This is a genomic window from Streptomyces sp. TLI_053 (assembly GCF_900105395.1).
GTDB lineage: Bacteria > Actinomycetota > Actinomycetes > Streptomycetales > Streptomycetaceae > Kitasatospora.
In genome coordinates this window covers 9,259,617-9,285,739 of sequence record NZ_LT629775.1, presented here as the reverse complement: position 1 = coordinate 9,285,739, position 26,123 = coordinate 9,259,617, and the positions used below count along the sequence as shown (strand labels likewise).

Annotated in this window: 22 protein-coding genes; 9 read left to right on the top strand and 13 right to left on the bottom strand. The window is 73.5% G+C overall.

Features of this window, described 5'->3' with window-relative positions; genetic code table 11:
- Positions 1-54: 54 nt before the first annotated feature.
- The 4 genes from BLU95_RS38545 to BLU95_RS38530 all read left to right on the top strand — a co-directional run bounded on the left by BLU95_RS38545 (position 55) and on the right by BLU95_RS38530 (position 5,004).
- Complete coding sequence (locus BLU95_RS38545; protein ID WP_093864105.1) at positions 55-1,044, top strand: ornithine cyclodeaminase; 990 nt, start codon at positions 55-57, stop codon at positions 1,042-1,044.
- Positions 1,035-2,402 (top strand): Y4yA family PLP-dependent enzyme, encoded by a 1,368-nt coding sequence (locus BLU95_RS38540; RefSeq protein WP_093864104.1) that lies wholly within the window; start codon positions 1,035-1,037, stop codon positions 2,400-2,402. Before BLU95_RS38545 ends, BLU95_RS38540 begins: the two co-directional genes overlap by 10 nt.
- 71 nt (positions 2,403-2,473) lie before the next feature.
- Entirely contained in the window at positions 2,474-3,517 is a 1,044-nt protein-coding gene (locus tag BLU95_RS38535) for a cysteine synthase family protein (protein ID WP_093864103.1), read from the top strand.
- Complete coding sequence (locus BLU95_RS38530; RefSeq protein ID WP_173862204.1) at positions 3,514-5,004, top strand: MATE family efflux transporter; 1,491 nt, start codon at positions 3,514-3,516, stop codon at positions 5,002-5,004. Before BLU95_RS38535 ends, BLU95_RS38530 begins: the two co-directional genes overlap by 4 nt.
- A gap of 58 nt (positions 5,005-5,062) precedes the next feature.
- On the opposite strand, the gene BLU95_RS38525 is transcribed toward BLU95_RS38530, so the two are convergent.
- The 5 genes from BLU95_RS38525 to BLU95_RS38505 are packed head-to-tail and all read right to left on the bottom strand — an operon-like array spanning position 5,063 to position 10,881.
- Positions 5,063-5,830: a 3-oxoacyl-ACP reductase gene (locus BLU95_RS38525; protein WP_093864101.1), complete on the bottom strand. Its 768-nt coding sequence runs from the start codon at positions 5,828-5,830 to the stop codon at positions 5,063-5,065.
- A 5-nt stretch (positions 5,831-5,835) separates the two neighbouring features.
- Complete coding sequence (locus tag BLU95_RS38520; protein WP_093864100.1) at positions 5,836-7,209, bottom strand: aldehyde dehydrogenase family protein; 1,374 nt, start codon at positions 7,207-7,209, stop codon at positions 5,836-5,838.
- Positions 7,206-7,934: a gamma-glutamyl-gamma-aminobutyrate hydrolase family protein gene (locus tag BLU95_RS38515; RefSeq protein WP_093864099.1), complete on the bottom strand. Its 729-nt coding sequence runs from the start codon at positions 7,932-7,934 to the stop codon at positions 7,206-7,208. Before BLU95_RS38515 ends, BLU95_RS38520 begins: the two co-directional genes overlap by 4 nt.
- Positions 7,931-9,289, bottom strand: coding sequence for a glutamine synthetase family protein (locus tag BLU95_RS38510; protein ID WP_093864098.1), 1,359 nt, complete (start codon positions 9,287-9,289; stop codon positions 7,931-7,933). The genes BLU95_RS38515 and BLU95_RS38510 overlap by 4 nt, the downstream gene beginning before the upstream one ends.
- A complete protein-coding gene (locus tag BLU95_RS38505; protein ID WP_400753873.1) occupies positions 9,286-10,881 on the bottom strand; it encodes an amino acid permease in 1,596 nt (531 codons plus the stop codon). The genes BLU95_RS38510 and BLU95_RS38505 overlap by 4 nt, the downstream gene beginning before the upstream one ends.
- A 225-nt stretch (positions 10,882-11,106) precedes the next feature.
- Between BLU95_RS38505 and BLU95_RS38500 the strand changes: the two genes are divergently transcribed.
- Positions 11,107-11,856 (top strand): FadR/GntR family transcriptional regulator, encoded by a 750-nt coding sequence (locus BLU95_RS38500; RefSeq protein ID WP_231978110.1) that lies wholly within the window; start codon positions 11,107-11,109, stop codon positions 11,854-11,856.
- A 166-nt stretch (positions 11,857-12,022) separates the two neighbouring features.
- On the opposite strand, the gene BLU95_RS38495 is transcribed toward BLU95_RS38500, so the two are convergent.
- Positions 12,023-12,322 (bottom strand): DUF4193 domain-containing protein, encoded by a 300-nt coding sequence (locus BLU95_RS38495; protein WP_030395238.1) that lies wholly within the window; start codon positions 12,320-12,322, stop codon positions 12,023-12,025.
- A gap of 317 nt (positions 12,323-12,639) precedes the next feature.
- On the opposite strand from BLU95_RS38495, the gene BLU95_RS38490 reads away from it, so the two are divergent.
- On the top strand, positions 12,640-13,170 hold the full coding sequence (locus BLU95_RS38490) for a hypothetical protein (protein WP_093864096.1): 531 nt from the start codon (positions 12,640-12,642) through the stop codon (positions 13,168-13,170).
- Between the two features lie 117 nt (positions 13,171-13,287).
- Here the strand turns inward: BLU95_RS38490 and BLU95_RS38485 are convergent, their stop codons facing one another.
- Together BLU95_RS38485 and BLU95_RS38480 are read right to left on the bottom strand one after the other, a co-directional pair.
- Entirely contained in the window at positions 13,288-14,088 is an 801-nt protein-coding gene (locus BLU95_RS38485) for a VOC family protein (protein ID WP_093864095.1), read from the bottom strand.
- 106 nt (positions 14,089-14,194) lie between these two features.
- A complete protein-coding gene (locus tag BLU95_RS38480) occupies positions 14,195-14,989 on the bottom strand; it encodes a class I SAM-dependent methyltransferase (protein WP_231978109.1) in 795 nt (264 codons plus the stop codon).
- Between the two features lie 241 nt (positions 14,990-15,230).
- Here BLU95_RS38480 and BLU95_RS38475 point away from each other — a divergent pair, with 241 nt between their 5' ends.
- The 3 genes from BLU95_RS38475 (at position 15,231) to BLU95_RS45380 (ending at position 21,181) form a co-directional block, all read left to right on the top strand.
- A complete protein-coding gene (locus BLU95_RS38475; protein WP_159425199.1) occupies positions 15,231-17,426 on the top strand; it encodes a protease pro-enzyme activation domain-containing protein in 2,196 nt (731 codons plus the stop codon).
- Between the two features lie 416 nt (positions 17,427-17,842).
- Entirely contained in the window at positions 17,843-20,068 is a 2,226-nt protein-coding gene (locus tag BLU95_RS38470) for a glycoside hydrolase domain-containing protein (protein ID WP_093864093.1), read from the top strand.
- Positions 20,069-20,278: 210 nt separating this feature from the next.
- Complete coding sequence (locus BLU95_RS45380; protein WP_093864092.1) at positions 20,279-21,181, top strand: phosphatidylinositol-specific phospholipase C; 903 nt, start codon at positions 20,279-20,281, stop codon at positions 21,179-21,181.
- Between the two features lie 32 nt (positions 21,182-21,213).
- Here BLU95_RS45380 and BLU95_RS38460 read toward each other — a convergent pair whose 3' ends face one another.
- The 5 genes from BLU95_RS38460 to BLU95_RS38440 all read right to left on the bottom strand — a co-directional run bounded on the left by BLU95_RS38460 (position 21,214) and on the right by BLU95_RS38440 (position 26,111).
- Complete coding sequence (locus BLU95_RS38460; protein ID WP_093864091.1) at positions 21,214-22,158, bottom strand: hypothetical protein; 945 nt, start codon at positions 22,156-22,158, stop codon at positions 21,214-21,216.
- A 127-nt stretch (positions 22,159-22,285) separates the two neighbouring features.
- On the bottom strand, positions 22,286-23,737 hold the full coding sequence (locus BLU95_RS38455) for an NADH-quinone oxidoreductase subunit NuoF family protein (RefSeq protein ID WP_093864090.1): 1,452 nt from the start codon (positions 23,735-23,737) through the stop codon (positions 22,286-22,288).
- A complete protein-coding gene (locus tag BLU95_RS38450) occupies positions 23,734-24,561 on the bottom strand; it encodes a hypothetical protein (RefSeq protein WP_197698672.1) in 828 nt (275 codons plus the stop codon). The genes BLU95_RS38455 and BLU95_RS38450 overlap by 4 nt, the downstream gene beginning before the upstream one ends.
- 42 nt (positions 24,562-24,603) lie before the next feature.
- On the bottom strand, positions 24,604-25,065 hold the full coding sequence (locus BLU95_RS38445; protein ID WP_093864089.1) for a hypothetical protein: 462 nt from the start codon (positions 25,063-25,065) through the stop codon (positions 24,604-24,606).
- Positions 25,065-26,111 (bottom strand): hypothetical protein, encoded by a 1,047-nt coding sequence (locus BLU95_RS38440; protein ID WP_093864088.1) that lies wholly within the window; start codon positions 26,109-26,111, stop codon positions 25,065-25,067. The genes BLU95_RS38445 and BLU95_RS38440 overlap by 1 nt, the downstream gene beginning before the upstream one ends.
- Positions 26,112-26,123 lie beyond the last annotated feature (12 nt).

The window sequence follows — 26,123 nt, the reverse complement described above, 5'->3', positions numbered from 1 at the left end:
CCTCCGCCCTCCGCCCTCCGCCCTCCGCCCTCCGCCCTCCGAAAGGCCACACCCATGGACCGCGACGACACCACCCTGCGCGTACTGTCCACCAGTGACCTCGCCGGCCTGGACATCACCCTCGCCGACGTCGTCGACACCGTCGAACAGGCCTACCGCACCCTCGCCGCCGGGCAGTCCGACAACCCCCGCAAACTGACCGTCAAACCCGCCGACGGCCACTCCGTCTCCTACGCCATGCTCGGACGCGACGGCGTCCGCAACGTCGTCGCGGTCAAGACCTCGTACAAGCACGGCCTGCACGAGAGCCGCGAGAACCAGCACTACTACACGACGCTGACCATCTACGACGACGTCACCGGCCTGCCGGTCGCCATGATGGACTGCTCGCGGATCGGCTCCCTGCGCACCCCGGCCGTCTCCGCCCTGCTGGCCCGCGAGTGCGCCGCGCCCGGCGCCTCCACCGCGCTGGTGATCGGCACCGGCACCCAGGGCCGGCTGGCACTGCCGTTCCTGCTCACCACCCTCCCCGGGCTGGAGCGCCTCCTGCTGTCCGGCACCCACCCCGACGGCATCGCCGCCGTCCGCGCCGAACTCGACCGGCACTTCCCCGGCCGCGAGATCGAGCTGGTCACCGACCTCGCGGCGGCCGCCCGCGACGCCGACCTCGTCGTCGCCACCGCCGGTGGCCACACCACCGCCGCCGTCGAGGCCGAGCAGCTCAAGCCCGGCGCGACGGCGATCCTGGTCGGCCACGGTCTCGCCCCCTCCACCCTGCACCGAGCGGACCGGGTGATCGCCACCAGCGAGGCCCAGATGCGCGTCACCGGCACCGACATGGCCGACGCAGACGGGAAGTTCCCGGCCGTCGACCTGGAACTCCCCGCCGCGATCTCCGGGGCCGCCACCGCCCGCACCGCGCCCGACCAGCGGATCTTCGCCTACAACAGCGGACTCGTCGTCACCGACATCGCGCTGGGCCACCGCTTCGCCCAGCTCGCGACCGCCCAGGGGCTCGGGACCGAGGTGGCCCTGTGGCGCTGACCCTGCCCGCCCGCCAAGACCCGCTCACCCTGCCCGCCCACCCCGACCCGCTGGCCGACGGCCTGCACGCGAGCGGCCTGCTCCACGAACTCGCCCACGGCCTCGACGGCCCGTTCCACTACCTGCTGCCCGAACGCTTCGACGCCAACCTCGCCGCGTTCCGCGCCGCCCTGGCCGACACCGGTGTGGACGGCCACGTGTACTACGCGAAGAAGGCCAACAAGGCCTCCGTGTTCGTCGAACGCTGCGCCGAGGCCGGCGCCGGCGTGGACGTCGCCTCCCTCGGCGAACTGCGCGACGCCCTCGGCCACGGCGTGCGCGGCGAGGACCTCGTCGTGACCGGCCCCGCCAAGTCCGGGCACCTGCTGCGCGTCGCCGTCCGGCAGGGATCGCTGATCGCCGTCGACGCCCCCGACGAACTCCGGCGGCTGCTCGACCTCGGCGCCGGCCGCCCGGCCCGGGTCCTGCTGCGCCGCCACCCGCCGAACCAGCCCCGCAGCCGCTTCGGCCTCGACGAGGCACAGCTCGACCGGGCGCTGCGGGACTGCGCCGACGCGGGCGACCTGGTCCGGATGGAGGGCTTCAGCTTCCACCTGTCCGGCTACGACACCCGGCCGCGCACCGACCTCGCCGGGGAGCTGGTCGAACTGTGCCTGAAGGCCCGGACCCTGGGCCTGCCGGCGGACCGGATCAGCATCGGCGGCGGCTTCGCCGTCGACTACGTCGACGCCGCCGCCTGGGAGAGCTTCCTCGCCGAGCAGCGCCCCGGGCACTACCACGCCGACAAGGCCTTCGGCACCGGCGACTTCTACCCCTACCACTCCCCCGTCGCCGGCGCCGACGCGCTGCGCGCCGTGCTCGCCGGGAGCCCCGGTGGCACCGGGCCCGCCCTCGCCGAACGGCTGCGGCAGGCCGGGGTGACGCTGCTGCTGGAACCCGGCCGCGCCCTGCTCGACCGGGCCGGCTCCTCGGTCTTCCGGGTCCAGGGCGTCAAGGACCGCGCCGGGTACGGCATCGTCACCGTCGACGGCACCAGCCTCAGCCTGTCCGAGCAGTGGTTCAACAGCGAGTACCTGCCCGAACCGCGGTTGCTGCCCGCCCCCGGCGCCGGGACGGCGGAGGGGCCGTACCCCGCCTGCGTCGGCGGGGCCAGCTGCCTCGACTCCGACCTGCTGACCTGGCGCAAGGTTCCGTTCCCGGCCCGGCCCCGGGTCGGCGACCTGCTCGTCTACCCCAACACCGCGGGCTACCAGATGGACTCCAACGAGTCCCCGTTCCACGAACTGCCGCTGCCGCCGAAGGTCGTCGTCGACCGCCCCGGAGACGGCTCCCGGTACCGCTGGCGCCTGGACCGCTGAGGCGGTCCCGGGCCACCCGCACCACCCGCCGCACCACCCGTACTGTCCGCACCGCCCCACGGAGCCACGCCATGACCGACGCCCTGCACCGCCCCCCGGTGGTCAGCCGGATCTCCGACCTCATCGGCCGCACCCCGCTGTTCGAGCTCGCCCGGGCCGACAACGGCGCCCGCCTGCTGCTCAAACTGGAGATGTTCAACCCCACCGGCAGCGCCAAGATCCGGATGGCCCGTCAGATGGTCCTCGACGCCGAGGAACGCGGCGAGCTGCGCGAGGGCGGCCACATCGTCGAGTCCACCTCCGGCAACACCGGTCTCGGGCTCGCCGTGGTCGCCGCCGAACGCGGCTACCGCTTCACCGCCGTCGTCGACAACCACGCCGCCGTCGACAAGCTGCGCGGCATGAAGGCCATGGGCACCGAGCTGGTGTACGTCGACGCCGACACCGACGGCGAGGAGCTCCACACCGCCGCACGCGAGGAGCTCGCCGAGGAGATGGCCCGCGGCAAGGACAACACCTTCTTCACCGAGCAGCACAACAACCCGAGCAACGCGGTCGGCTACTACGCCGTCGGCCGCGAGATCGCCCAGGCCCTCGACCACCGGGTCGACGTGCTGATCGGCGCGGTCGGCACCGGCGGCGGCCTCTGCGGCACCGCCAGGGAGCTGCGCCGGAGCGTCCCGGACGTCACCGTCGTCGGCGTCGAACCCAAGGGCTCCATCGCCTTCGGCCCGCCCGCCCACGACTACTACCAGTCCGGCACCGGCACCCCCGAGGGCGCCAGTATCGGACTGCTCGTCGACTACGACCTCATCGACGAGGGCGTCAAGGTCGGCGACATCGAGGCCTTCGCCACCGCCCGGGTCGTCGCCCGCCGCACCGGGCTGCTCATCGGCGGCTCCGCCGGCGGCGTCGTCCACGAAGCCCTGCACCGACTGGGCCGGCAGGCGCCCGACACCGTTATGGTCGCCTTCGTCAACGACGGCGGCGAGAAGTACATGGACACCGTCTTCAACGACGACTGGATGACCGCCCGCGACCTGCTCGACCCGGCCGCCGAAGCCGCGATCGACGAGACGCTGACCAAACTCCGCACGAACTGGGACCGACCGTGAAGCAGACAGCAGTCCTCGCCCGCGACAGCCGCGCACTCGCCGCGCTCGCCGTCCCGCTCGCCCTCACCCAGCTCGCCCAGGTGGCCCTGACCACCACCGACACCGTCATGATGGGCGTGCTCGGCACCGAGGCCCTGGCGGCCGGTGGCCTCGCCCTGGTCGTCTTCAACCAACTGCGGACCATGGGCGTCGGCCTGGTCACCTCCGTCGGCAACCAGGTCGCGGCCGCCGCCGCGCGGGCCGAACGCGGCGAACGCACCGGCCCCGCCGCCCCGACCGGCCCCGCCGCCGCCGGGGCGGACGACGGCCACGAGGTCCGCGCCCTGGTCCGGGCCGCGATGGCCGTGGCGACACTCGCCGGGATCGCCGGCGCCGTCCTCATGGTCCTCGTCGGCCAGGCCGCCACCTGGCTGGGCCAGGACGCGGCCGTCGCCGAACGCGCCCAGAGCATGCTCGCCGCACTGGCCCCGGGCCTGCTGCCCTGCCTCTGGTTCCAGGCCGTCCGCCAGTTCACCGTCGGCATGCGCCGCCCGCAGGCCCTGCTGCGCATCACCGTCGCCGCGGTCGCCGTCAACGCCGGACTCGACTGGGTGTTCATCCACGGGACCTGGGGCCTGCCCGAACTCGGCCTCACCGGGGTCGGCGTCGCCACCAGCAGCGTCCACCTGCTCTCCTTCCTCGCCCTCCGGTCCTCCGCGCGGCGCGACCCCGGACTCGCGCCGCTGCTCACCCTGGACTTCTGGCGCGCCGACGCCGCCACCGTGCGCCGCCTGCTCCGCCTCGGCACCCCGATCGCCGCCACCTACGGCTCGGAGGCCGGCTTCTTCTCCGTCACGGCGCTGCTCGCCGGCAGCTTCGGCGCCGCCGCGCTCGCCGCCCACACCGCCGTCAACCAGCTGATCTACATCGTCTTCCAGGTCGCCGTCGGCCTCTCCCACGCCGCGTCCATCAACGTCAGCCGGGAACTCGCGCTCGGCGACCGCGCCGCCGCCCGCCGGATCAAGAACACCGCGCTGGCCTGCGGAGCCGCCGTCAGCACCCTCGTCGGCATCGTCTACCTCACCGCCCCCCGGCTCGTCCTGCGGCCCTTCTTCGACCCCGGAACCGCCGCCGACCAGCAGGGCCTGCGGATCGCGACCGGACTCCTGGCCGTCGTCGCCGTGCTGCAGTTCTTCGACTGCGCCCAGAACATCGGCGTCGGACTGCTGCGCGGGCTCGACGACACCGGCAGCGGCTTCCGCATCACCCTGATCGGCTACTGGGCCGTCGGCCTGCCCGCCGCCTGGCTGCTCGCCTACCCGCTCGGGGGCGAGACCCGCGGACTCTGGCTCGGGCTGCTGGTCGGCCTCGCCACCACCGCCGTCCTGCTGCTGCGCCGCTACACCCGCGCCCTCGACGCCGGGGCCGCCGTCGCCACCGCAGCCACGCCCGCACCTGATCCTTCACCCGCACCCGCGGAGCCGGAGCGGACAACCCCGGTCCCGTAGCCGACGACGGCCCGGCCGCCCCCCGGTGCGGGGCGGCCGGGCCGTCGGAGCGCCGGACCTACTGCGGGGTGACGTAGGCGCCGGAGATGCCGCCGTCCACGAGGAAGGTGTTGGCGGTCATGAAGGAGGAGTCGTCGGAGGCCAGGAAGGCCACCGCGGCGGCGATCTCCTCGGGCTCGGCGAAGCGGCCGAGCGGGATGTGCACCAGACGGCGGGCGGCGCGCTCCGGGTCCTTGGCGAACAGCTCCTGCAGCAGCGGGGTGTTCACCGGGCCGGGGCACAGCGCGTTGACCCGGATCCCCTCGCGGGCGAACTGCACGCCCAGCTCGCGGGACATCGCCAGCACCCCGCCCTTGGAGGCGCTGTAGGAGATCTGCGAGGTGGCCGCGCCCATCACCGCGACGAAGGAGGCGGTGTTGATGATCGAGCCCTTGCCCTGCCGCTGCATGTGCGGGATCGCGTACTTGCAGCACAGGTAGACGCTGGTGAGGTTGACCTCCTGGACCCGCTTCCAGGCGTCCAGGCCGGTGGTCAGGATGGAGTCGTCGTCCGGCGGGGAGATGCCCGCGTTGTTGAAGGCGATGTCGAGCCGGCCGTACTCGTCCACGGCCCGCTGGAAGAGGTCGCGGACGGCGTCCTCGTCGGTGACGTCGACCTGGACGAACAGGCCGCCGACCTCGTTGGCCGCCTTGGCGCCGGTCTCCGGGTCGAGGTCCGCGCAGACCACCTTGGCCCCCTCGGCGGCGAGCCGGCGGGCGGTCGCGAGGCCGATGCCGCTGCCGGCGCCGGTGATGACGGCCACCCGGCCGTCGAGTCGCTGGGTCATGCTGATCACTCCTCCGTGGAGATGAAGACGTTCTTGGTCTGGGTGAAGGCGTCGAGGGCGTCCGGGCCGAGCTCGCGGCCGAGCCCGGACTGCTTGAAACCGCCGAACGGCGTGGTGTAGCGCACCGAGGAGTGCGAGTTGACGGAGAGGTTGCCGGCCTCGACGCCGCGGGCGACCCGCAGCGCGCGTCCGACGTCCCTGGTCCAGACGGAGCCGGACAGCCCGTACTCGGTGGCGTTGGCGATGCGCAGGGCGTCCTGCTCGTCGCGGAAGGGCACCACCGCGACCACCGGGCCGAAGATCTCCTCGGTGAAGGCGCGGTCGTCGTGCCGCACCGGGGCGAGAACGGTCGGCGGGTACCAGAAGCCGGGCCCGTCGGGGGCGGCGCCGCGGAACGCCACGGCCGCGTCGTCCGGCACGTAGGAGGCGACCCGCGCCCGGTGGGCGGCGGAGATCAGCGGGCCCATCTCGGTCTTCTCGTCGGCCGGGTCACCCACCCGCACACCGCGGACGGCCGGTTCCAGCAGCGCCATGAAGTCCTCGAACACCGAGGCCTCGACCAGGATCCTGGACCGGGCGCAGCAGTCCTGGCCGGCGTTGTCGAAGACGGCGTAGGGCGCGGTCGCGGCGGCCTTGGCGAGGTCTGCGTCGGCGAACACGATGTTGGCGCTCTTGCCGCCGAGTTCGAGGGTGACCGGCTTCACCTGGGCGGCGCAGCCCGCCATGATCTCCTTGCCGACCCGGGTCGAGCCGGTGAACACGACCTTGCGCACGTCCGGGTGGGTGACGAAGCGCTGTCCGACGACCGGGCCCCGGCCGGGCAGGACCTGCAGCACGCCGTCCGGGATCCCGGCCGCGAGGGCGAGTTCGCCGAGGCGCAGCGCGGTGAGCGGCGTGAGCTCGGCGGGTTTGAGGACGACGGTGTTGCCGGCGGCGAGGGCCGGGGCCAGGGCCCAGGCGGCGATCGGCATCGGGAAGTTCCACGGCACGATGACGCCGACCACGCCGATCGGTTCCTGGAAGGTGAGGTCGACGCCGCCGGCGACGGGGATCTGCCGGCCGAACAGCCGTTCCGGGGCGGCGGCGTAGTAGTCGATGACGTCGCGGGCGTTGCCGGCCTCCCAGCGCGCGTTGCCGATGGTGTGGCCGGCGTTGGCGACCTCCAGGGCGGCGAGGTGTTCGCGGTCGGCGTCGACGGCGGCGGCGAAGGCCCGCAGCAGCCGGGCCCGGTCGGCGGGGGCCACCCGGCGCCAGGTGTCGAAGGCGGCCCGGGCGCGGGCCACGGCGGCGTCGGTCTCGGCGAGGCCGGCCAGTTCGACGGTGGTGATCACCTCCTCGGTGGCGGGGTTGACGACCTCGAAGAGGTCCGGTTCGGTCATGGGCTCGTCTCCCGGTGGCTGGCGGTGGTGAGGGCCTGGGCGGTCAGGGCTCGGAACAGGCGCGGGTCGTCGGGGTCGGTCTCCGGGTGCCACTGGACGCCGAGCGCGAAGCGGTGGCCGTCGAGTTCGAGTGCCTCGACGGTGCCGTCGGCGCCGTGGGCGGTGGGCCGCAGGCCGGTTCCCAGCCGGTCGACGGCCTGGTGGTGGTAGCAGGAGACCTCGGCGTCCGGCCCCAGGACGGTGGCGAGCCGGCTGCCGTCGGCCACCTCGACCCGGTGCCGGACGAACTGCGCGGGGACCTTCTGGTGGCTCCCATCGGGCAGGTGCTGGCGCAGGGTGCCGCCGAGTTCGACGTTGAGCAGCTGCATGCCGCGGCAGACGCCGAGCAGCGGGAGGCCGCGGTCCAGCGCGGAGCGCAGCAGGGTGCTCTCCCAGTCGTCGCGGGCGTGGTGGGGCGGGCCGGTGCGCGGGTCGGCCACGGCTCCGTACCTGGCCGGGTCGAGGTCCGGTCCGCCGGCGAGGACGAGGCCGTCCAGGGCGTCGAGGAGGTGTCCGGCCCCGCCGGGCTGGGGCGGCAGCAGGACCGGGGTGCCGCCCGCGCGGACGACGGCGTCGACGTAGGTCTGGGGCACCAGGGCGGCGCGCTGGTGCCAGACGGACCAGGACGCGTCGTCCTGGTAGGTGGTGATGCCGATCAGTGGCCGGCGCGGGTCGGCGCCGGTCACAGCCGCTCGAATCCGCGGCGCCGCTCCCAGTCGGTCACCGCGCGTTCGTAGGCGGCGAGTTCGGTGCGTCCGGCGTGGGTGTAGTGCCGGACGACGTCCTTGCCGAAGGCTTCGGTGGCGACGGCGCTGCGCTCGAAGGCGTCGACCGCGTCCCGCAGGTTGGCGGGCACCCTGGGGGCGTCGGAGGCGTAGGCGTTGCCGGTGAACTCCGGTTCGAGTTCGAGCTGCCGGTCGATGCCGTGCAGTCCGGCCGCGATCAGCGCGGCGACCGCGAGGTAGGGGTTGACGTCGCCGCCGGGGACGCGGTTCTCGAACCGCAGCGACGGCCCGTGGCCCACCACCCGCAGGGCGCAGGTGCGGTTGTCGCGGCCCCAGGCGACGGCGGTGGGTGCGAAGCTGCCGGGCACGTAGCGCTTGTAGGAGTTGACGGTGGGGGCGAGCAGCAGGGCGAAGTCGGCGAGGCAGGCGAGCTGCCCGGCGAGGAAGTGCTCCATCGTCCGGGAGAAGCCGTGCGGCCGGTCACCGGCGAACACGGGTGCGCCCCGCTCGTCGCGCAGGCTGAGGTGGATGTGGCAGGAGTTGCCCTCGCGTTCGTCGTACTTCGCCATGAAGGTGAGGCTGCAGCCCTCCTGGGCGGCGATCTCCTTGGCTCCGGTCTTGTAGACGGCGTGGTTGTCGCAGGTGGTGAGGGCGTCGGCGTACTTGAAGGCGATCTCGTGCTGGCCGAGGTTGCACTCGCCCTTGGCGGACTCGACGGACAGGCCCGCGCCGGCCATCTCGTTGCGGATCCGGCGCAGCAGGGGTTCGATCCGGCCGGTGCCGAGCACGGAGTAGTCCACGTTGTACTGGTTGGCCGGGGTGAGCCGGGCGTAGTCCTTGTCCCAGGCCTGTTCGTAGCTGTCCCGGAAGACGATGAACTCCAGCTCGGTGGCGGCCTGGGCGTGCCAGCCGTGGCCGGCCAGGCGGTCCAGCTGGCGTTGCAGGATCTGCCGCGGGGAGACGGCGACCGGGGTGCCGTCGTGGTGGAGGACGTCGCACTGGACCATGACGGTGGCGGGGTGCCAGGGCACGGTCCGCAGGGTGGCGAGGTCGGGGCGCAGTGTCAGGTCGCCGTAGCCGTTCTCCCAGGAGGAGATCTCGTAGCCGTCGACGGTGTTCATGTCGATGTCGACGGCGAGCAGGTAGCCGCAGCCCTCGGCGGCGCCTGGCACCACGTCGGCGAGGAAGTGCTCGGCGGCCAGGCGCTTGCCCTGGAGCCGGCCCTGCATGTCGGTCATGGCGAGCACGACGGTGTCGACGGTCCCGTCGGCGACGCGGGTGCGCAGCTCGTCGAGGGTGAGCCGGGGGCTGGTCATCGGACCTCCAGTTCGGTGTCGTGCGCGTCGGGTCCGGTCGGCAGGGCGTGGACGTGGGGTCCGGTGAACCAGTGCCGGGCCGAGGCCAGCCACCACACCCCGGCGAAGCCGACCACGACGGCCACGGCGACGGGGGTGTAGTTGAAGCTCTCGGCGGTGATCGGGGAGGCGGTGGGGAGCATGAACAGCACGGTGATCACCGCCGTCCAGCCGACCGCGAGGATGCCGATCGGCCGGCTCCACCGTCCCAGGTTCCAGGGGCCGGGGGTGAAGTCCTCGCCCTGGCGCAGCCTCAGGTACACCGGAATGACGTAGGAGATGTACAGGCCGATGACGGAGATGGAGGTCACGGCGGTGTAGGCGGTGGTGTTCCAGAGCGCGGGCAGGCCGAGCAGCAGGGCGCCGCCGGTCGCCAGCCAGACCGCGTTGGTCGGGGTCTGGGTGCGCGGGTCGATGCGGTGCCACAGCCGGGAGCCGGGCAGCGCGCCGTCCCGGGAGAAGGCGTAGATCATGCGGGAGTTGGCGGTGACGGAGGCCATTCCGCAGAAGAACTGGGCGCCGATCACGACCAGCAGCAGGAACTGGGCGCCGCCGGAGCCGATCGCGTCGATGAAGATCTGGGCGGGCGGGACGCCGGTGTCGCTGTCGAGCGCGCCGTCGTAGTCGCGGATCGCGAAGGTGATGCCGAGCAGCAGGACCCAGCCCGCCGCCAGGGAGACGGTGATGGCGTTGACGATGCCGCGGGGGCCGGAGCGGGCGGCGTCGCGGGTCTCCTCGGTCATGTGCGCGGAGGCGTCGTACCCGGTGAGGGTGTACTGCGCCATCAGCAGGCCGATCATCGCCACGTAGAACTGGTTCCGGAAGCCGGTGCCGTTGACGAACTCGGTGAGGACGAAGGACGCCGGGGCGTGCTGGTCGGGGAGTACCGCGAGGGCGCCGACGATGACCGCGACGCCCACCAGGTGCCACCACACGGACACGCTGTTGAGGAGGGCGACGAGGCGCACGCCGCGGGTGTTGAGCAGGCCGTGCAGCAGCAGGATGACGGCGAAGATCTCGATGGTGTGCACGGGGCTGGCCTCGATGCCGAAGCGCAGTGTGAGGAAGGCGTTGGTGAAGAACGCGGCGCCGAAGTCGACGCCGGCGGTGACCGCGACCTGGCCGAGGAAGTTGAACCAGCCGGTGAACCAGCTCCAGGCGGCGCCCCGGCTGCGGCTCAGCTTGGCGGCCCAGTAGTAGAGCCCGCCGGCCGTGGGGTAGCTGGAGCAGATCTCGGCCATGGCGAGCCCGACGCAGAGGGTGAACAGGCCGACCACCGGCCAGCCCCAGACGATCAGGGCCGGGCCTCCGGTCCTCATGCCCGTGCCGTAGAGGGTCAGGCAGCCGGAGAGGACCGAGACGATGGAGAAGGAGACGGCGAAGTTGGAGAAGCCGGACATCGAGCGGGCCAGTTCCTGGGTGTAGCCCAGCTCGCGGAGGCGTTGTTCGTCGTCGGAAACGGGGGTGGTGCTTTCCGGAAACACGGTGGGGGAATGCTGGTCGGTCGAGTGGGTACCGGTCGGTCGTGCGTCGGGTGAGCGTGCGTCGGTCATGGGCACCCCAGGGGGTTGAGGGTGTGCCGGGGCGGGCAGGGCCACGACGGCGTGGCCCACCCGGCCGGGCGGGTTCGACGGTCGGACGGCTCTTCAATGGTCTGGAACCAGACCATTGGGTGGGTGAGCAGCATCGTTCCGGCTGAGCCGGGGCCGCGTCAAGGGCCGACACCGAGAACGGGACGCAACGAGGTCCGACGACCGCCCGTAGGTACGATTCCGGGCGTGGACCTGGACCAAGCACGTGAGCAGGCACGGCTCGACTGGCAGGCCGGTGCGATCTTCCGCCCGGTCCGCACCGGCAACGCCTTCGAGGAGACCGTCGAACGGCTGCTCCAGGCGATCAAGCTCGGTGTCTTCGGCCACGGCGACCGGCTGCCCGCCGAACGGGACCTCGCCGCACGACTGGGCGTCAGCAGGGAGACCCTGCGCGAGGCGCTGCGCACCCTCCAGCAGGCCGGCTGCGTCGAGCCCCGCCGCGGCCGCTACGGCGGCACCTTCGTCACCTACCGGATGCCCGCGCCCGACGTCGCCGACCTCCGCCGGGCCGCCCGCGACCTCGGCGGCGCGCTGGAGGACGCGCTGACCTACCGCCAGGTCCTGGAGACCGGCGCCGCCGAGGCCGCCGCCCGCCGCACCCTCACCACCGACCAGCGGGCCCGGCTGGAGAGCCGGCTCGACGAGCTGGAGCACGCCCCGCCGGACCAGTACCGCCAGCTCGACTCGCGCTTCCACCTCGCCATCGGCGAACTCACCGGCTCCCCCACCCTGGCCGCGGCCATCGCCGAGGCCAGAATGCGCCTCAACGACCTCCTCAACGCCATCCCCATGCTGGAGCGGAACATCGAGCACGCCGCCGAACAGCACCGCGCCATGGTCCGGGCCATCCTCACCGGAGACGGCGACGCCGCCCGCCGCGCCACCGAGGAACACCTCGCCGCGACGGCCGCGCTGCTGCGGGGCTTCCTGGCCTGAGGCTCCCGCCCCGGGCCGAACCCGGACCGAAACCGGGCCGGACCCGGACCGAAACCGGGCCGGACCCGGACCGAAACCGGGCCGGACCCGGACTGGACCCGCCCCGGGCCGGACCCGGGCCGGCCGCGACCCGGGGGTCCCGGCCGGCCCGGGCACTACGCCCCGGTCAGGACGCGCACTCCCGGCAGATCGGCCGGCCGTTCTTGTCCTCGCCCGCGAGCTGCGCGCGGTGGTGGACCAGGAAGCAGGTCATACAGGTGAACTCGTCCGCCTGGAGCGGCACGACCCGCACGGTGAGCTCCTCGCCCGACAGGTCGGCACCCGGCAGCTCGAGCCCCTCAACGGCCTCGGGCTCCACGTCCACCGAGGAGCTCTGCTTGTCGTCCCGCTTGTTCTTCAGAGCCTCGATACTGTCGTCGCGTCCCTCGTCGCCGGTGTCGCGCGGGGCGTCGTAGTCGGTTGCCATGGTGCTGTCTTCTCCTTGAGCGTCGCTTCCGGCATCGCATCGTGCCACCTGCCGGCCCACGGAGCATCCACCGCACACAAAAGCGCGGCCGATCCCACCCGTGGCGCCCCACCATCTCATCCGCCGCACCGCCGGACGCGCGAAGCCCCACCCATGATCCACCCATCGGCGGACCCGACGGCGTCCCGGGCGTCGGATCCGGGCCCGGCACGGGCGAGCTGACGCCCAGCCGGACGCCGGGCACTCCCGGACCGGTCCGCCCGGATCGGCCGGTAACAAAGGTTGTCGTTTGAGATTTCGGTAACTAGAGTTGTCGCATGACGTCGATCGAGATCACCCCCGAAGAGCGGGCCGAACTGGTCAAGGCCCTCACCGGCGCCCTCGACCCGCTCGCGACGGCCGTTCGCTCCCGCCGGTCGGGGCTGTCCACCGCCCGGATGTGGGACGCCGACCCGGTCGAGGTGACGCTGTCCGTCCTCGCCGCCTGGAAGGTGGTCGACGGGGAGGTCAGGCGGCTGACGGCGCTCGCGGCGGCGGCGGCCGGCTCCTACGGCGCGAACTACGAGCAGCTGGGCGCGGCCTGGGGCATGACCCGCCAGGGCGCGCGCAAGAAGTGGCCGGAGGCGGTCCCCCGCCCCACTGCGGCGCGGACCGGCCCTTCGCTCGAACTGTTCGGCGGACACGCCGAATTGACGCAGGATCAACGATCGGGCGGCTGGTCCTGGACGGCCGAGGGCGCGGACGGGACGCTCGGCGCCGCCGGGGACGGCACCCGGTACGCGACGAAGGAGGAGGCCGCCGCCCACGCCGGGGCCTTCCTCCGGGAGCATGTCGTCACGCTCCCGTAGGGCACCGGCGCCCCGGCCTGCCGGGCCGGGCCGGCAGGCCGGAGTGGGCGGGCACGGGTCGGCCGTCCCGGGCCGACGATCCGGGGTCGGCGCGGACGGAGGGTCAGCGGCCCGGGGTCAGCGGCCGGCGCTCCTGAGGACGGCGAACGGGGCCCCGAACGGATCGAGGAACATCGCCAGCCGGCCCACGCCCGGGGCGTCCATGGCGGGAATGATGACGGTGGCGCCCAGCTCCCGGGCCCGGGCCAGGGCGGCGTCGCAGTCCTCGACCTCGAAGTAGGGGTGCCACTCGGACGTCGATCCCGCGTCCAGGTGCATCTGCTGCAGCTGCAGGATGCCACCGTGCGCGGTCCCCCCGCCGCCGGTCCCCCCGCCGCCGGCCGGCCCGACGACGGTGTAGACGATGCCCCCGCCCATCGGCCGGTCCGTGCCCTCCCAGGCCAGGACGCTGCCGTAGAACCTCCTCGCCGCCGCACCGTCGGTGGTGTAGAGCTCGACCCAGCTCACGCTGCCGGGCTCGTCGACGAGGTCCAGGCCGTCCCTGTCGCCCGGTTCCCACACGGCGAACTCGGCGCCGGTCGGATCCGTGAAGCCGGCCGTCCGTCCGGCCGTGAACACCTGCGCCGGCGGGAAGCGGACGACGCCGCCCGCCGCCTCGACGGCCCTGGTGGTGGCATCGGCGTCCGTCGTGCGGAAGTACACCGTCCACGCGGACCCCGCGCCCTCCTCGGTCAGCGGCCCGACGGCGGCCACCGTCCGGCCGTCCTTCCGCAGGAAGCCGTACCCCCCGGCCTCCGGCCCGGCGGAGACGAACTCCCAGCCGAACAGGCCGCGGTAGAAGGCCGCGGCCGCGGCGACGTCGGGCGTCCCCAGGTCGAGCCAGTTCAGCCCGCCCGGGAGCCGGGTGGAAGTCAGCATCTGGTGCTCCTGTCGTCCGTGGTCTCCTCCCGGGCCCGCCGGGCCCGGGAGCCTGCGACGAGCCTGGCCGCGGCACCGCCGCACCCGGCGCACCGGCCCCCCGGGGTCAGCCGTTCGGCCGTGCCACCGCACGCGGGCGGCGGGCGACGGCGAGCAGGTGGAGGCTGAGGACCAGCAGTTCCGGCCGGGTGTCGGCGAACCGGGCGGCGGCGAGGGCGGATTCGAGTGCCCGCCCGCCGAGGTCCGTCGTCCCGGTACGGCGCTCCTCCGCCCGCAGCCCCTCGAACGCCGGTCCGTGCAGCCCGTGGAGCGACACGACCTCCAGGCCCGCCCGGTGGGCTTCGGCGGGGAGCTCGGACGGGTCGTGGTAGTAGGTGGTCGGGCCGTCCCGGCGGACACGGAGGCCGGTGGCCGCGATGTCCGGCGCCACCTCCGAGTGCGGGTCGAGGAGCTTGGCATAGCGGTTGAGCACGGCCGCGGCGACCGGGCCGCCGGGTCGGACGACGCGTGCGGCCTCCTGCCAGGCGCGGTCGCGGTCGGCGGCCTCCGGCAGGTGGTAGAGCGGGCCGAGCAGCAGTACCGCGTCGAACGAGCGGTCCGCCCGGTCGAGGGAGCGCGCGTCGCCCACCTCGGCCGCCAACCCCAGGGCGCGGGCCTGCCGGACGTGCCGCTCCACCGGGTCGATCACGAGCACCCGGTAACCGCGGTCGGCGAGCAGACGGGCATGGACACCGGGCCCTCCGCCGACGTCCAGGACGGAGGCGGGCGGGGGCGGCAGGTGGACGCGCAGGATCTCCTGGGTCCGCATCAGTTCGATCGTGCCCACGGTGCGCCCGGAGGTGAGGCGGCCGGCCTCGTCGCCGCCGTCGTAGTAGGCGGTGATGTCGGGCAGGAGTGCCACGTCGACCTCCGGTGGGGGGGAACGGGAGAGCCCGGGAGCGGGAGAGCAGGTGGCCGTGTCCGGCCATTCACCGTATAAGTTGCGGCCAGCTGCGATGTACACAGTTGACTGTTCTTTAGCAATGAATTGCTCGGCCATGAGTCAATTCGATCAACTCCTCTGTCATGTTCTAGCCAGCGTTCCAGATCCCGGAACGCGATGGCCCCTAGCCGGCCCCCACAGCCGGCCGGAGGAGGATCCCTTGCGCCCCCGTACCCTCGCGCTCGCCGCGGCGATAGCCGTGCTGCCGCTCACCGCCGTCTCGCTCGGCGTCTCCACCGCACAGGCCGCAGCCCCCCACGCCGCCCCGCGCGTCACCCTTCCGAACACCGTCAACCCGGCGGTGGCCCAGTCGGAGAAGAAGGGCGACGTCCCCGCGGAGCAGCAGATATCCGTGTCCGTCAGCCTCAAGCTGCGCGACGCCGACGCGCTCGAGCGCTTCCTGACCGCGGTCGGCACCCCCGGTGCGCCGGAGTTCGGCCGGTACCTGACGCCGGAGCAGTTCACCGACCGGTTCGGACCGGCCCCGGCCGCCGTCGACCAGGTCAGGGCCTACCTGACCGCACAGGGCCTGACGGTCACCGAGGTCAGTGCCAACCGCCAGGTGGTCAACGCCCGCGGCACCGCCGCCCAGGTCTCGCAGGCCTTCGGCACCCACGAGAGCGCTTACGTCGACCCGCGGACCCAGCGGTCCTTCTTCGCCAACGACGCGGCCGCCTCCGTCCCGTCCGACCTGGCCGCTGCCGTCCAGGGCGTCAGCGGTCTGGACAACCACCCGGTCCGCAGGACCCACCTGGTCCAGCCGGGCTCGCCCGCCTCCGACGCCGCCCCCGGGACCGCCCCCGGAGCCGCTCCCGGCGCCGTCGCCGCGAGCCCGGGCGGACTGTCCCCCGCCCAGTACACCGGTGCCTACAACCTCAACCGGACCGGCGCCGACGGCACCGGCGTCACCGTGGCCCTGTGGGAGTTCGACGGCTACAGCAAGTCCAACCTGAGCACCTACGACTCGCAGTACGGCCTCTCCGGTCCGGCCGTGTCCACCGTGTCGGTCGACGGCGCGAACTACGACTCGCGGCCGGGCGAGGGCCAGGGCGAGGTCGAGCTGGACAGCGAGATCGTCCGCGGCGCCGCGCCCAAGGCCACCCAGCTGATCTACGAGGCGCCCAACAGCGACCAGGGCGAGATCGACATGGCCAACAGGATCGTGGCCGACAACCGGGCCTCGGTCATCTCCATCTCGTGGGGCTCCTGCGAGCCGGACACCACCCCGGCCTCGATGACCGCCGTCGACAACGCCTTCAAGCAGGCCGCCGCCCAGGGCATCTCGGTCTTCTCCGCCTCCGGCGACGACGGCTCCCGCGACTGCACCCGCTCCACCAGCGGATCCACCGTCAAGGCGGTCGACTTCCCGGCCTCCAGCCCGCACCAGACCGGTGTCGGCGGCACCAACCTCAAGGTCTCCGGCGGCAACGCCTACTCCTCGGAGAGCGCCTGGAGCACCGCAGGCGGCGGCGTCTCCACCGTGTTCGCCAAGCCGGGCTGGCAGACCGGCACCGGGATCAACGGCACCATGCGCACCGTCCCGGACGTGTCCTCCAACGCCGACCCGCAGAGCGGCTTCGCCGTCTACACGGCCGGCGGCTGGCAGGTCTACGGCGGCACCAGCGCGGCCGCCCCGCTGTGGTCCGGCTACGCCGCCCAGTTCAACCAGAAGGCCAAGGCCGCCGGGCAGCCGGTCCTCGGCGAGGCGAGTCCGCGGCTGTACGCGCTCGCCAACAGCGCCGGCTACGCCTCCGCCTTCCACGACGTCACCACCGGTGCCAACCAGGACTTCTCCACCCGGACCGGCTACGACCAGGTCACCGGCTGGGGCAGCCCGGTCGCCGACGCCCTGACCACCGCCCTGCTCGGCGGCGGCACCACCACCCCGCCGACCGGCGGCTGCACCGCCGCCCAGCTGATCGGCAACGGCGGCTTCGAGACCGGCTCGGCCGCCCCGTGGACCGCCTCCAGCGGCGTGGTCGACAACAGCGCCTCCGAGGCGGCCCACTCGGGCAGCTGGAAGTCCTGGATGAACGGCTACGGCTCGGCGCACACCGACTCGATGTCGCAGACCGTCTCCGTCCCGGCCGGCTGCAAGTCCGTCTCGCTCACCTTCTGGCTGCACATCGACACCGCGGAGACCGGCTCCACCGCCTACGACAAGCTGACCGTCCAGGCCAACAGCACCACACTGAAGACGTACTCCAACGCGGACGCGGCGGCCGGCTACACCCAGCGGACGCTGGACCTCACCTCCTTCGCCGGGCAGACGGTGACGATCAAGTTCACCGGCACCGAGGACTCCTCGCTCCAGACCGGCTTCGTGGTCGACGACGTCGCGCTGAACGTCGGCTGAGCCCGAGCCGGTCGAAGCGGACCGGCCGGCCGCGCCGCCCCTCCATCCCCTCCGTCCCTTCCACCCCATCCCCCATCCCCCGCCGGGGCGGCGCCGTCAGGGCCCGCCCCGGCGGTGTCGTCTGCGGGGCGGGCCCGAGCAGGGGCGGGCACGAATCACATGCTCCCGTGAGGACTCCCGAGGACGCGCGGGGACGCGCGGGGACTCCCGAGGACGCCCGGGCGACGCCCCGGTGGTGCACCGGGAGCGTTCCCGCCGCGTGAACGGGTGTACACGGAGGGGCGTTCGGGCCGCGGACCGGCGCACGGGGCGAAACGGTGTCGATCATCGGGCCCGGAGGTGGATATCGTGTCGGGCGATGCCGTGTCGCCGACTTCCCGGCGCGCGGTCTTACGCCATTGTCAGGAGAGATCTGGGTGAAGTCCCGTATCACAGCGCTCCGCAGCGCCGCAGCCGTCGCGGTGGCCGTCCTCATGACGGCGCCCGGTGTCGGCTCGGCGGGAGCCGCGCCTGCCGGGGGGCCGGACACCAAGGCGGTGACGTACCAGGGCCACGTCTTCCAAGTGCCCTCGAGCTGGGCGGTGGTGGACCTCGCGGTCGACCCGCAGGCCTGTGTCCGTTTCGACCAGCACGCCGTCTACCTCGGCCACCCGGGCGACCAGCAGGTCTGCCCGCCACGACTGATCGGCCGCACCGAGGCGCTGCTGGTCGAGCCCGCCGCCGCCGCGGCGCCGGACCGGGAGGGTTCCAACCCGGTCGCCCACACGGTCCGGGCCAACGACGGCGTGGTCGCGGTGACCGGCACGTACGACACGGACCAGGCGCTGGTGCGGCGGATCATCACCGGCGCCGGCCTCGTCCCCGCGCCGCAGCACCAGCCCGCGCCGACGCCGGCGCCCGCCGGGCCGGGGTCGCGGACGCCGGTCGCGCCGCGCTCCTCGGCCGCCCAGGCCGCACCGGCCGACTCCGCGCGGGCCGCGGCTCCGGCCGCCGCACCCGCTGCAGCACCCGCTGCCGCCGCCGCGATACCCGCGTCGGCGACCAACTACACCGGCAAGGGCTTCGACGCCTGCACGGCACCCTCCGGTGCCGCGATGAACGCCTGGATGACGGCCTCCCCGTACCGGGCGGTCGGCATCTACATCGGCGGGTCCAAGCGGGCCTGCGCCCAGCCGAACCTCACGGCCTCCTGGGTCCAGCAGCAGGCGTCCGCCGGCTGGGCCTTCATGCCGCTGTACGTCGGCGTGCAGGCTTCGAAGATCGTCGCCCCCGCCGCCGAGGGCGCCAACGCCGCCGCCGACGCGGCGGCCCAGGCGCAGAGCCTCGGCTTCTCCCCCGGCGCGGTCCTCTACTACGACATGGAGGCCTACAACACGCCGCAGTACACCGCCCCGGTGCTGGCCTTCCTCACCGCCTGGACCAACGAGCTGCACGCCTGGGGTTACAACTCCGGCGTCTACAGCAGCAGCTCGTCCGGCATCAAGGACCTCGTCGCCAACGCCGGCAACAGCGCCTACACCATGCCCGACGCCGTCTTCAGCGCCAACTGGAACGGCCGGGAGGACACCGAGGACCCGTGGATCCCGGCGGGCTACTGGTCCAACCACCAGCGCGCCCACCAGTACGCCTCGCCGACGGCCGCGGAGACCTGGGGCGGCTTCTCGATCGGGATCGACCAGGACTACCTCGACATCCAGTTGAACGGCGCCCCGCCGTCGCAGTCCTCGGGGCTGTTCCTCGGCGTGCGCCAGAGCTCGGGCAACTGGCCCGGCTTCAATCCGCTGACCGGCGGGGCGGGCGTCTTCCGCGGCTCCGAGGTGGCGATCGCCGGGCTGCCCAACGGCTCCTCGCAGGAGCTCGGCATCGGTCTCGACGGCCTGCTCTACCACGGGACCCGCGCCGCGAACGGCAACTGGTCCGGCTTCGCCCAGCTCCCCGGTAACGGCACGCCCACCATGGCGGCGTACCGGGCCGCCGTCGCGGGCCTGCCGAACGGCTCGTCCCAGGTACTGGCCGTCGGCAACGACGGCAACGTCTACCACGAGACCCGCTTCGCCGACGGCAACTGGTCCGGCTGGGCCGCACTGCCCGGGATCGGCACCCCCACCATGTCGGCCGGGGCCGTCGCCATCGCCGGACTGCCCGACGGCTCGTCCCAGGTACTGGCCATCGGCAACGACGGCAACGTCTACCACGAGACCCGCTTCGCCGACGGCAACTGGTCCGGCTGGGCCGCACTGCCCGGCGTCGGCACCCCCACCATGTCGGCCGGGGCCGTCGCCATCGCCGGACTGCCCGACGGCTCGTCCCAGGTACTGGCCATCGGCAACGACGGCAACGTCTACCACGAGACCCGCTTCGCCGACGGCAACTGGTCCGGCTGGGCCGCACTGCCCGGCAACGGTACCCCCACCATGGCCGCGCGGACGGTCGGCATCGCCGGACTGCCCGACGGCTCCTCGCAGGTGGCGGTCGTCGGCGGTGACGGCAACGCCTACCACAAGACCCGCTTCGCCAACGGCAACTGGTCCGGCTTCGGCGCTGTCCAGGGGCCGTACGGCGGGAGCGTCTTCCCCGCCCAGCGCGCCGCGATCGCCGGCCTGCCGGACGGTTCCAGCCAGCTCGTGATCACCCGCGGCTGAACCCCGCGACACGCTCCACCCGGCGCCCCGTCCCCGGCCTGTCCGGGGGCGGGGCGCCGGGCTTCGGCGGCCCGGCGCCGGGCTTCGCCGGCCGGACTCCGTCCGGCCCCTGGGCAAAGCGCGACGGGTTCCCGACAATGGGCACGTTCCGTCGTTCCTCCCGTTCCGTCCCCACCCACCCGACGGGGGTACCGCGCCGTGTCCTTGACCATGCGTACGACGATCAGCCGCCGGTCCTTCGCCCGCGGGGCCGTGCTCGGGGCGCTCGCCGCCGGCGGCCTGGCGGTCGGCTCACCCGGCGCCCGGGCGGCCGACCTGCCGGGCGGCTCCGACTGGCTGGCGGCCGTCGACCCGCGAGTGCCGCTCGCCCGGCTCACCCTGCCCGGCACCCACGACACCTGCTCGTTGTACGGCGGGCCGCTGACCCAGACGCAGACCCTGGCGCTGCCCGCTCAGCTGGCGGCCGGGGTGCGGTTCCTCGACATCCGCTGCCGGGCGATCGACGGAGTGCTCGCGATCCACCACGGGCCGGTGTTCCAGCAGGTCTTCTTCGGCGACGTGCTCAACCAGTGCCAGGCCTTTCTCGCCGCCCACCCCGGCGAGGCCCTGGTGATGCGGGTCAAGCAGGAGTACTCCACCGTGTCCGACACCGAGTTCGGCGCCCTCTTCGCCGACTACCAGCGCCGCTGGCCGGGCCTGTTCCGGACCGAGGACCGGATTCCCGCGATCGGCGAGGTCCGCGGCCGGGTCGTCCTCCTCGCCGACAACGCCGGCCTGCCGGGCGTCCGCTGGGGCGGCGGGCGCACCGACATCGAGGACGACTACGACATCGGCACCATCTTCGACCTCTATTCGCGCAAGTGGCCCGAGGTCTCGGCCCACCTGACCGCCGCCCGCACCGCCACCGACCCGCAGCGGCTCTTCCTCACCTTCACGTCCAGCTCCGGCTGGGGGCTCTGGCCCCGCCAGGCCGCCGACGCGATCACCCCCAAGCTGCGGTCCTACCTCGGCGGCCTGGACCGCTCCACCCGCCCGGTGCTCGGCACCGTCCCGGCCGACTTCGTCACCGCCGACCTGGCGCGCTCGCTCTACGCGCTGAACTTCGGCGTCTGAGACAGCGGCGGCCCGCGACCCGGGCCGCCGTGTCAGCCCCCCGTGCGGGAGGCCAGACAGACGGCGATGTCCTCCAGACGGTCCTCCGCCCGGCCCGCGCCGAGCGCCGGGAGCACCTGCCGCGGGATCACCCGCTCGGCGAGAAGGTAGCAGCACGAGGGTGCCGTCCCCCCGGGCACGCTGCTGGCCACCACCGCTGCCGTGGGATGGGGCCAGGCACGGGGATCGTCCGCGCCCTGCGGAGTGACGATGATGATGGCCCACCAGGTGCCGGTTCCGTCGGGGACGTAGCGTTCGAGGCTTCCCAGCGGGAAGACGTCGTCGGGGGACAGTTGGGCGTCGGGCTCCCAGCCGGCAGCCAGCGCGGGGCGGGCACGGTAGAGCGCGTCGCGGTCCGGGAAGAGCGCCGGCGGGGCGCCGATGTGGCTGAGCGCCCCGTCGAGCCACGCGCGGTACAGCGGATCGGTCAGCGTCCTCCACCAGGTGAAGGCCTCCACGCCCGCCATCGACCGGAAGACCGTGCACGCCTGATCGGCTACGCGCAGGAACGCGGCCGCCGCCGCGCCCGTCTCCGTGGCCCGCTCCTCGCAGATCGCCCACTCGGCCCGCATGCTGCAGGTCGCGTGGACCCACGCCTCCCAGTCGATCCGGCTCTCCTGCGGCTGTGGCCGGTCGCTCGGCGCGGTCCGGGAAACGGCCTCCCGGACCGCGCCGGCGAGCACGGCGGCGGCGTGCTTGGCGCCCCGCCCGCACAGCTCGGCCTCCGCCCCGCCCGGCCCGGGCCCGCGGTGCTGCCGGCCGAGTCGTTCGGCCTCCCCGCAGAGCAGCTCGATCCGGTGCAGCCAGTAGAGCGCGTCGGGGAGTCCGGGCCCACCGTCCCCGGTGCCTCCCGTCCGGGTCCGAAGATCCAGCGGAAGCCGGCGGAGGACTTCGTCGTCCGGGCTCCGGCCCGGTCCCGGTTGCACACCGGCGTACATACCGCATTCCTCCTCTCAGTGTGCGCGCCGGGGTCCTCCGCCCACCGGCGTCGCCCGCCCGCCGCCGTACGGGGTGGCGCACGGCGGACGACCACGGGCGAACGGCTGACGGCTGACGGCTGACGGCTCAGCCGACGACTCTCAGGGCGAGCGCGGGGCAGCGCCGTACGGCCCGCACCGCGTTCGCCCGCTCCTTCTCCTTGAGCGGCATGTCCGCCGACGACGGGTAGCCGTCGGGTCCCAGCTGGACGACTCCCGGCAGCACGTCCGCGCAGAGCCCGTGCGCCCGGCACAGCGTCCAGTCGACCAGCAGTCGTTGCGTCACCTTGCCGACGTCCTTGCCGTCGACCGGGAGCACCCCCAGGACCGGCCGCCCGCAGCCGCCCTCGTAGACGTGTCGGCCGACGTCCTCCGGGAAGGCCTTGAGCGCCGAGGACACGAACCGGGAGGTACCGTCGGGGTGCGAGCACGCCCCGCGCCCGAGCACGCCCCGGACGTGGGAGAAGACGGCGTCGTAGGCCGCCTGTCCCCCGTAGGTCGTCAGCGCCTCCAGCTCGTCGGCCAGCCTGGCCAGGCCCCAGACGCACGGGCCGCACTGCTGTGCCGACTCCCCCGCCATGTAGCGGGCGACGCGGGCCGTCTCCCCCAACGGGCAGGTCTCCTCGGGCAGTGGCAGGACGGCGCCCGCGCCGAGCGTCGCACCCAGTGCCTTCAGGGCTTCCCGGGAGACCAGGGCGAGTTCGCCGGCCGCGGGGCTCAGCCACATCCCGTGGTATCCGCCCACCAGCAGCCCTTGGCCGACCGACATGCCGCACATCTGCAGCAGGTAGGTCAGGGGCGCTCCGGTGGGAGCCTCGACAACGGCCTCGCCGGCCACGGTGAGCATGGCCGTCCCCGGCTCGTCGGGAAGGCCGACCTCGGCGTAGCCCTGTGCGCCCAGCCTTGCCGCGACAGCCAGTTGGGCGAACGTCTCGGTGTTGGAGAGCAGTGTCGGCCGGCCGTTCAGTCCCCGCTCGCTGGTCCGTACCTTCCGGCCGGAGGGCAGGGCCGGGTTGTTGTTGAGCCCGTTGGTGAGGGCCGACCCCTCACCGGTGACGAACCGCTCCGGGAGTTGCTCGACGCGCATCCGCACCGAGAGCGATCGCCGTTCGTCCATGGCTTGTTGCACCGAGGCCAGCACGTCCGCCCGCGCGACGCCGACGGCGACCTCGTCGGCACGCAGGGCGACCGCGGCGATCTCCGCGCCGTCCAGCACCAGGTGCGGGGCGTTGAGCAACAGTGCGGTGTCCTTGAGACAACTGGGTTCACCCTCGGCACCGTTGACGACGACAGCCGGGTCCCCCTGGGTGTTCCGCAACGCGTCCACGACGGCCTGGAACTTGCGGGCGAAGGGGAAGCCCGCGCCGCCGCGGCCGCGCAGGTCGACGGTGCGTGTGAGAGTGACCACCTCCTCGGAACTGAGGACCGGCACCGGGCCGTGGACGGCGAGGTGCCGCGCGCGGTCGAGGCGTCCGGCGTCGGTTCCGGCCAGCAACCGGGCCGGGCCGAAGGAACTGACGGTGGGCCGGATCTCGTTCACGGGCCGTCGCCCGGACGGACGGTGGTCGCGGCGGGCGGCCTGGGCCCGCCATCGGGGCGGGGCGCTGTCGTCGCGGGCCGGCCCGGCAGGGTCGTCCCCGGCCCGGCGGTGGGGGGCCTGCCGTTGTTCGAGCGCAGCTTGAGGACGAGCACCAGGGCGACGGCCACCAAGCAGCACACGTAGGAGACCGTGACCCAGTCCTTCCCCTCCCGACCGGCTCTCAGGCCGTGCACCAGGGCGGCCCCCCAGGCGAGGTAGGAGGTCATGTGCAGGAGCCGCCAGACCAACGCGCCGCGTTGGGAGGCGAAGCGGCTGCGGGCGGCACCGGTCACCGCCACGCCGACGAACCCGTAGCCGGCGAGCGTGCCGAGACCGACGAGCACGGGTTGCGCGGCGTCACCGAACGGCAGGGCCGCGGCCACACCCGTCGTGTGCCGTTCGGCGACCTTGATCCAGATGTGCAGGGCGAGGAACGCGAGCCCGGCAACGGCGAGAACCCGGTGAACGCTCTGGGAAACCAGCCTGTGGTCGGAGTAGAGGAGGAAACGGTCGGTGGAGAGCAGGCCCCACAGGACGGCCGAGCTCAGGCACACCAGCGCGAGTACGCCCGCGCCGAAGTCGAGGAACTGCCGGACTCCGGTGGAGAGCCGGACCGCTCCCAGGTAGACCGCCACGAAGCCGACGGCACCTGTCACCGGGGCGAGCGTGCGGACCAGCCGCCGGCGCAGTTCCCGCGACGGCGCCGGGGCCGGCCCCGGCGCGGCGCCGGCAGGGCGGGCGGCGCGCTTGGTACGCGCCCTGATCCGCCGATTGGAGGAGGACATACATGTGCCTTTCGTTGTCGATTCTTCGCACGACCGCCTCGCTCAGCCGCCGTGCGCGTGCCGGTCGTCCGTCCCGTCGGCCGTGCCGTGCGGAGCTCCCGTCCTCAGGGCGCCGCCCAGCCGGTCCCGGAGCGGCGCCAGGCACTCGGTCGGCCAGGCGGCCAGCACCCAGTTGCGGCCGGTGAGGTAGGTACCGCCGTAGTCGGTCGCCAGGTCGAGCCACTGCCGACGGCCGTCGTCGGCCGCGAAGGTGACGATGCGGTACTGAACGCTCCCGACGGTGCACGCGGCCTCGGTCATCTCCACGCTCTCGGTGGAGGCTTCGGCCGTGCAACCGAGGCGACGGGCCAGGGCGTCGCGTTCGGCGCGCGGGCCGGACGCCGCCGGAGTCAACGTCTCCCAGGCCTGCGCGGCTGCGGTCACCGCGCAGAACACGGTGACCGCGGCGAACGCGCGACGGGCGACCGCCAGGCCGACCGGGGAAGCGGGGCGCGACCGGACCATCAGCTCGCCGCCACGGAGCGGACGGGTTCGCCCTTGGGAGAAATCGGCCACCAGCAACCGTCCCTGCCGTTGCCCTTGGCATCGGTGACCGCGCTGTCGGCCGAGAAGGTGAACACCCGGTGCCCGTTGACGGCGAGCTGCCGTGACCCGTCCTCCACCAGGATCTCCCTGACGAGGAGCCGGTCGATTCCCTGGGCGACCCGCTCGAGGTCGACGACCGGAGCCTGTACCCAGTCCCGCAGGCAGGATCCGACGCAGCGCCGGCCGGTTCCCACCGCCAGCCGGTCGCCGTTGACGTAGAGAACGCGCCCGCCGAGGGTCAGGACCTCGTGGCCGACGGCCGGGACGAAGACGACCGTCAGGCGCACGTCGGCCCGCTCCGACTCCCGGCGGTCGTCGCGCCGGCTCGTCTCCCGGTCGGCGGGCCGGTCGGGAGCGCGGGTGCCCCGGTCCCCCTCCGGCTCCTTCGTCCGCTGTGCGGTCTCCTTGCCCTGCGGACTCTCCTTGCCCTGCCCGGACCCCTTCCCCGCCTTCGTTCCGTCGGGTGCCGCCAGACTCCAGTTCGCCACGGACTTCCCGTTGGTGTCACCCGGCGTCGTGTCCTTGACGAACCGGTACACGGGGTGGCCGCCGACGGTCAGCTGTGAGCTCCTGTCCTCGCGTACGAGCGTGCCGACCTGTCCCGTGACGCCGGGCCACTGCACGGTGTTGTCCACCGGGGGGAACGGGATCCAGGTCGCGGTGCAGGCCGAGTCGCAGGCGGACTTGGGGGGGCTGGTGGAGTCCTTGTCGAACACGTAGAGCGCGTTGCCCAGGGCGTCCGTCAGGAAGGACCCGAGCGCCCCGTCCTGCTTGACCACCAGCCCGCCCGGTCCGGGGGTTCCGCCCGGGGTCTCCATACCCGGCATGCCGTCCTGCGGGAGCACCCCCGGCCCGTCGGCGCTGTTGGCCCTGGAAGTCCCGCCCTGGCTCCCGCACCCGGCGGAGACCATGACGGCAAGGACCGTCGTGCCCGTCAGCACGGACCGGGCGAATCGTACGTTCATCTGCGAGTTCCT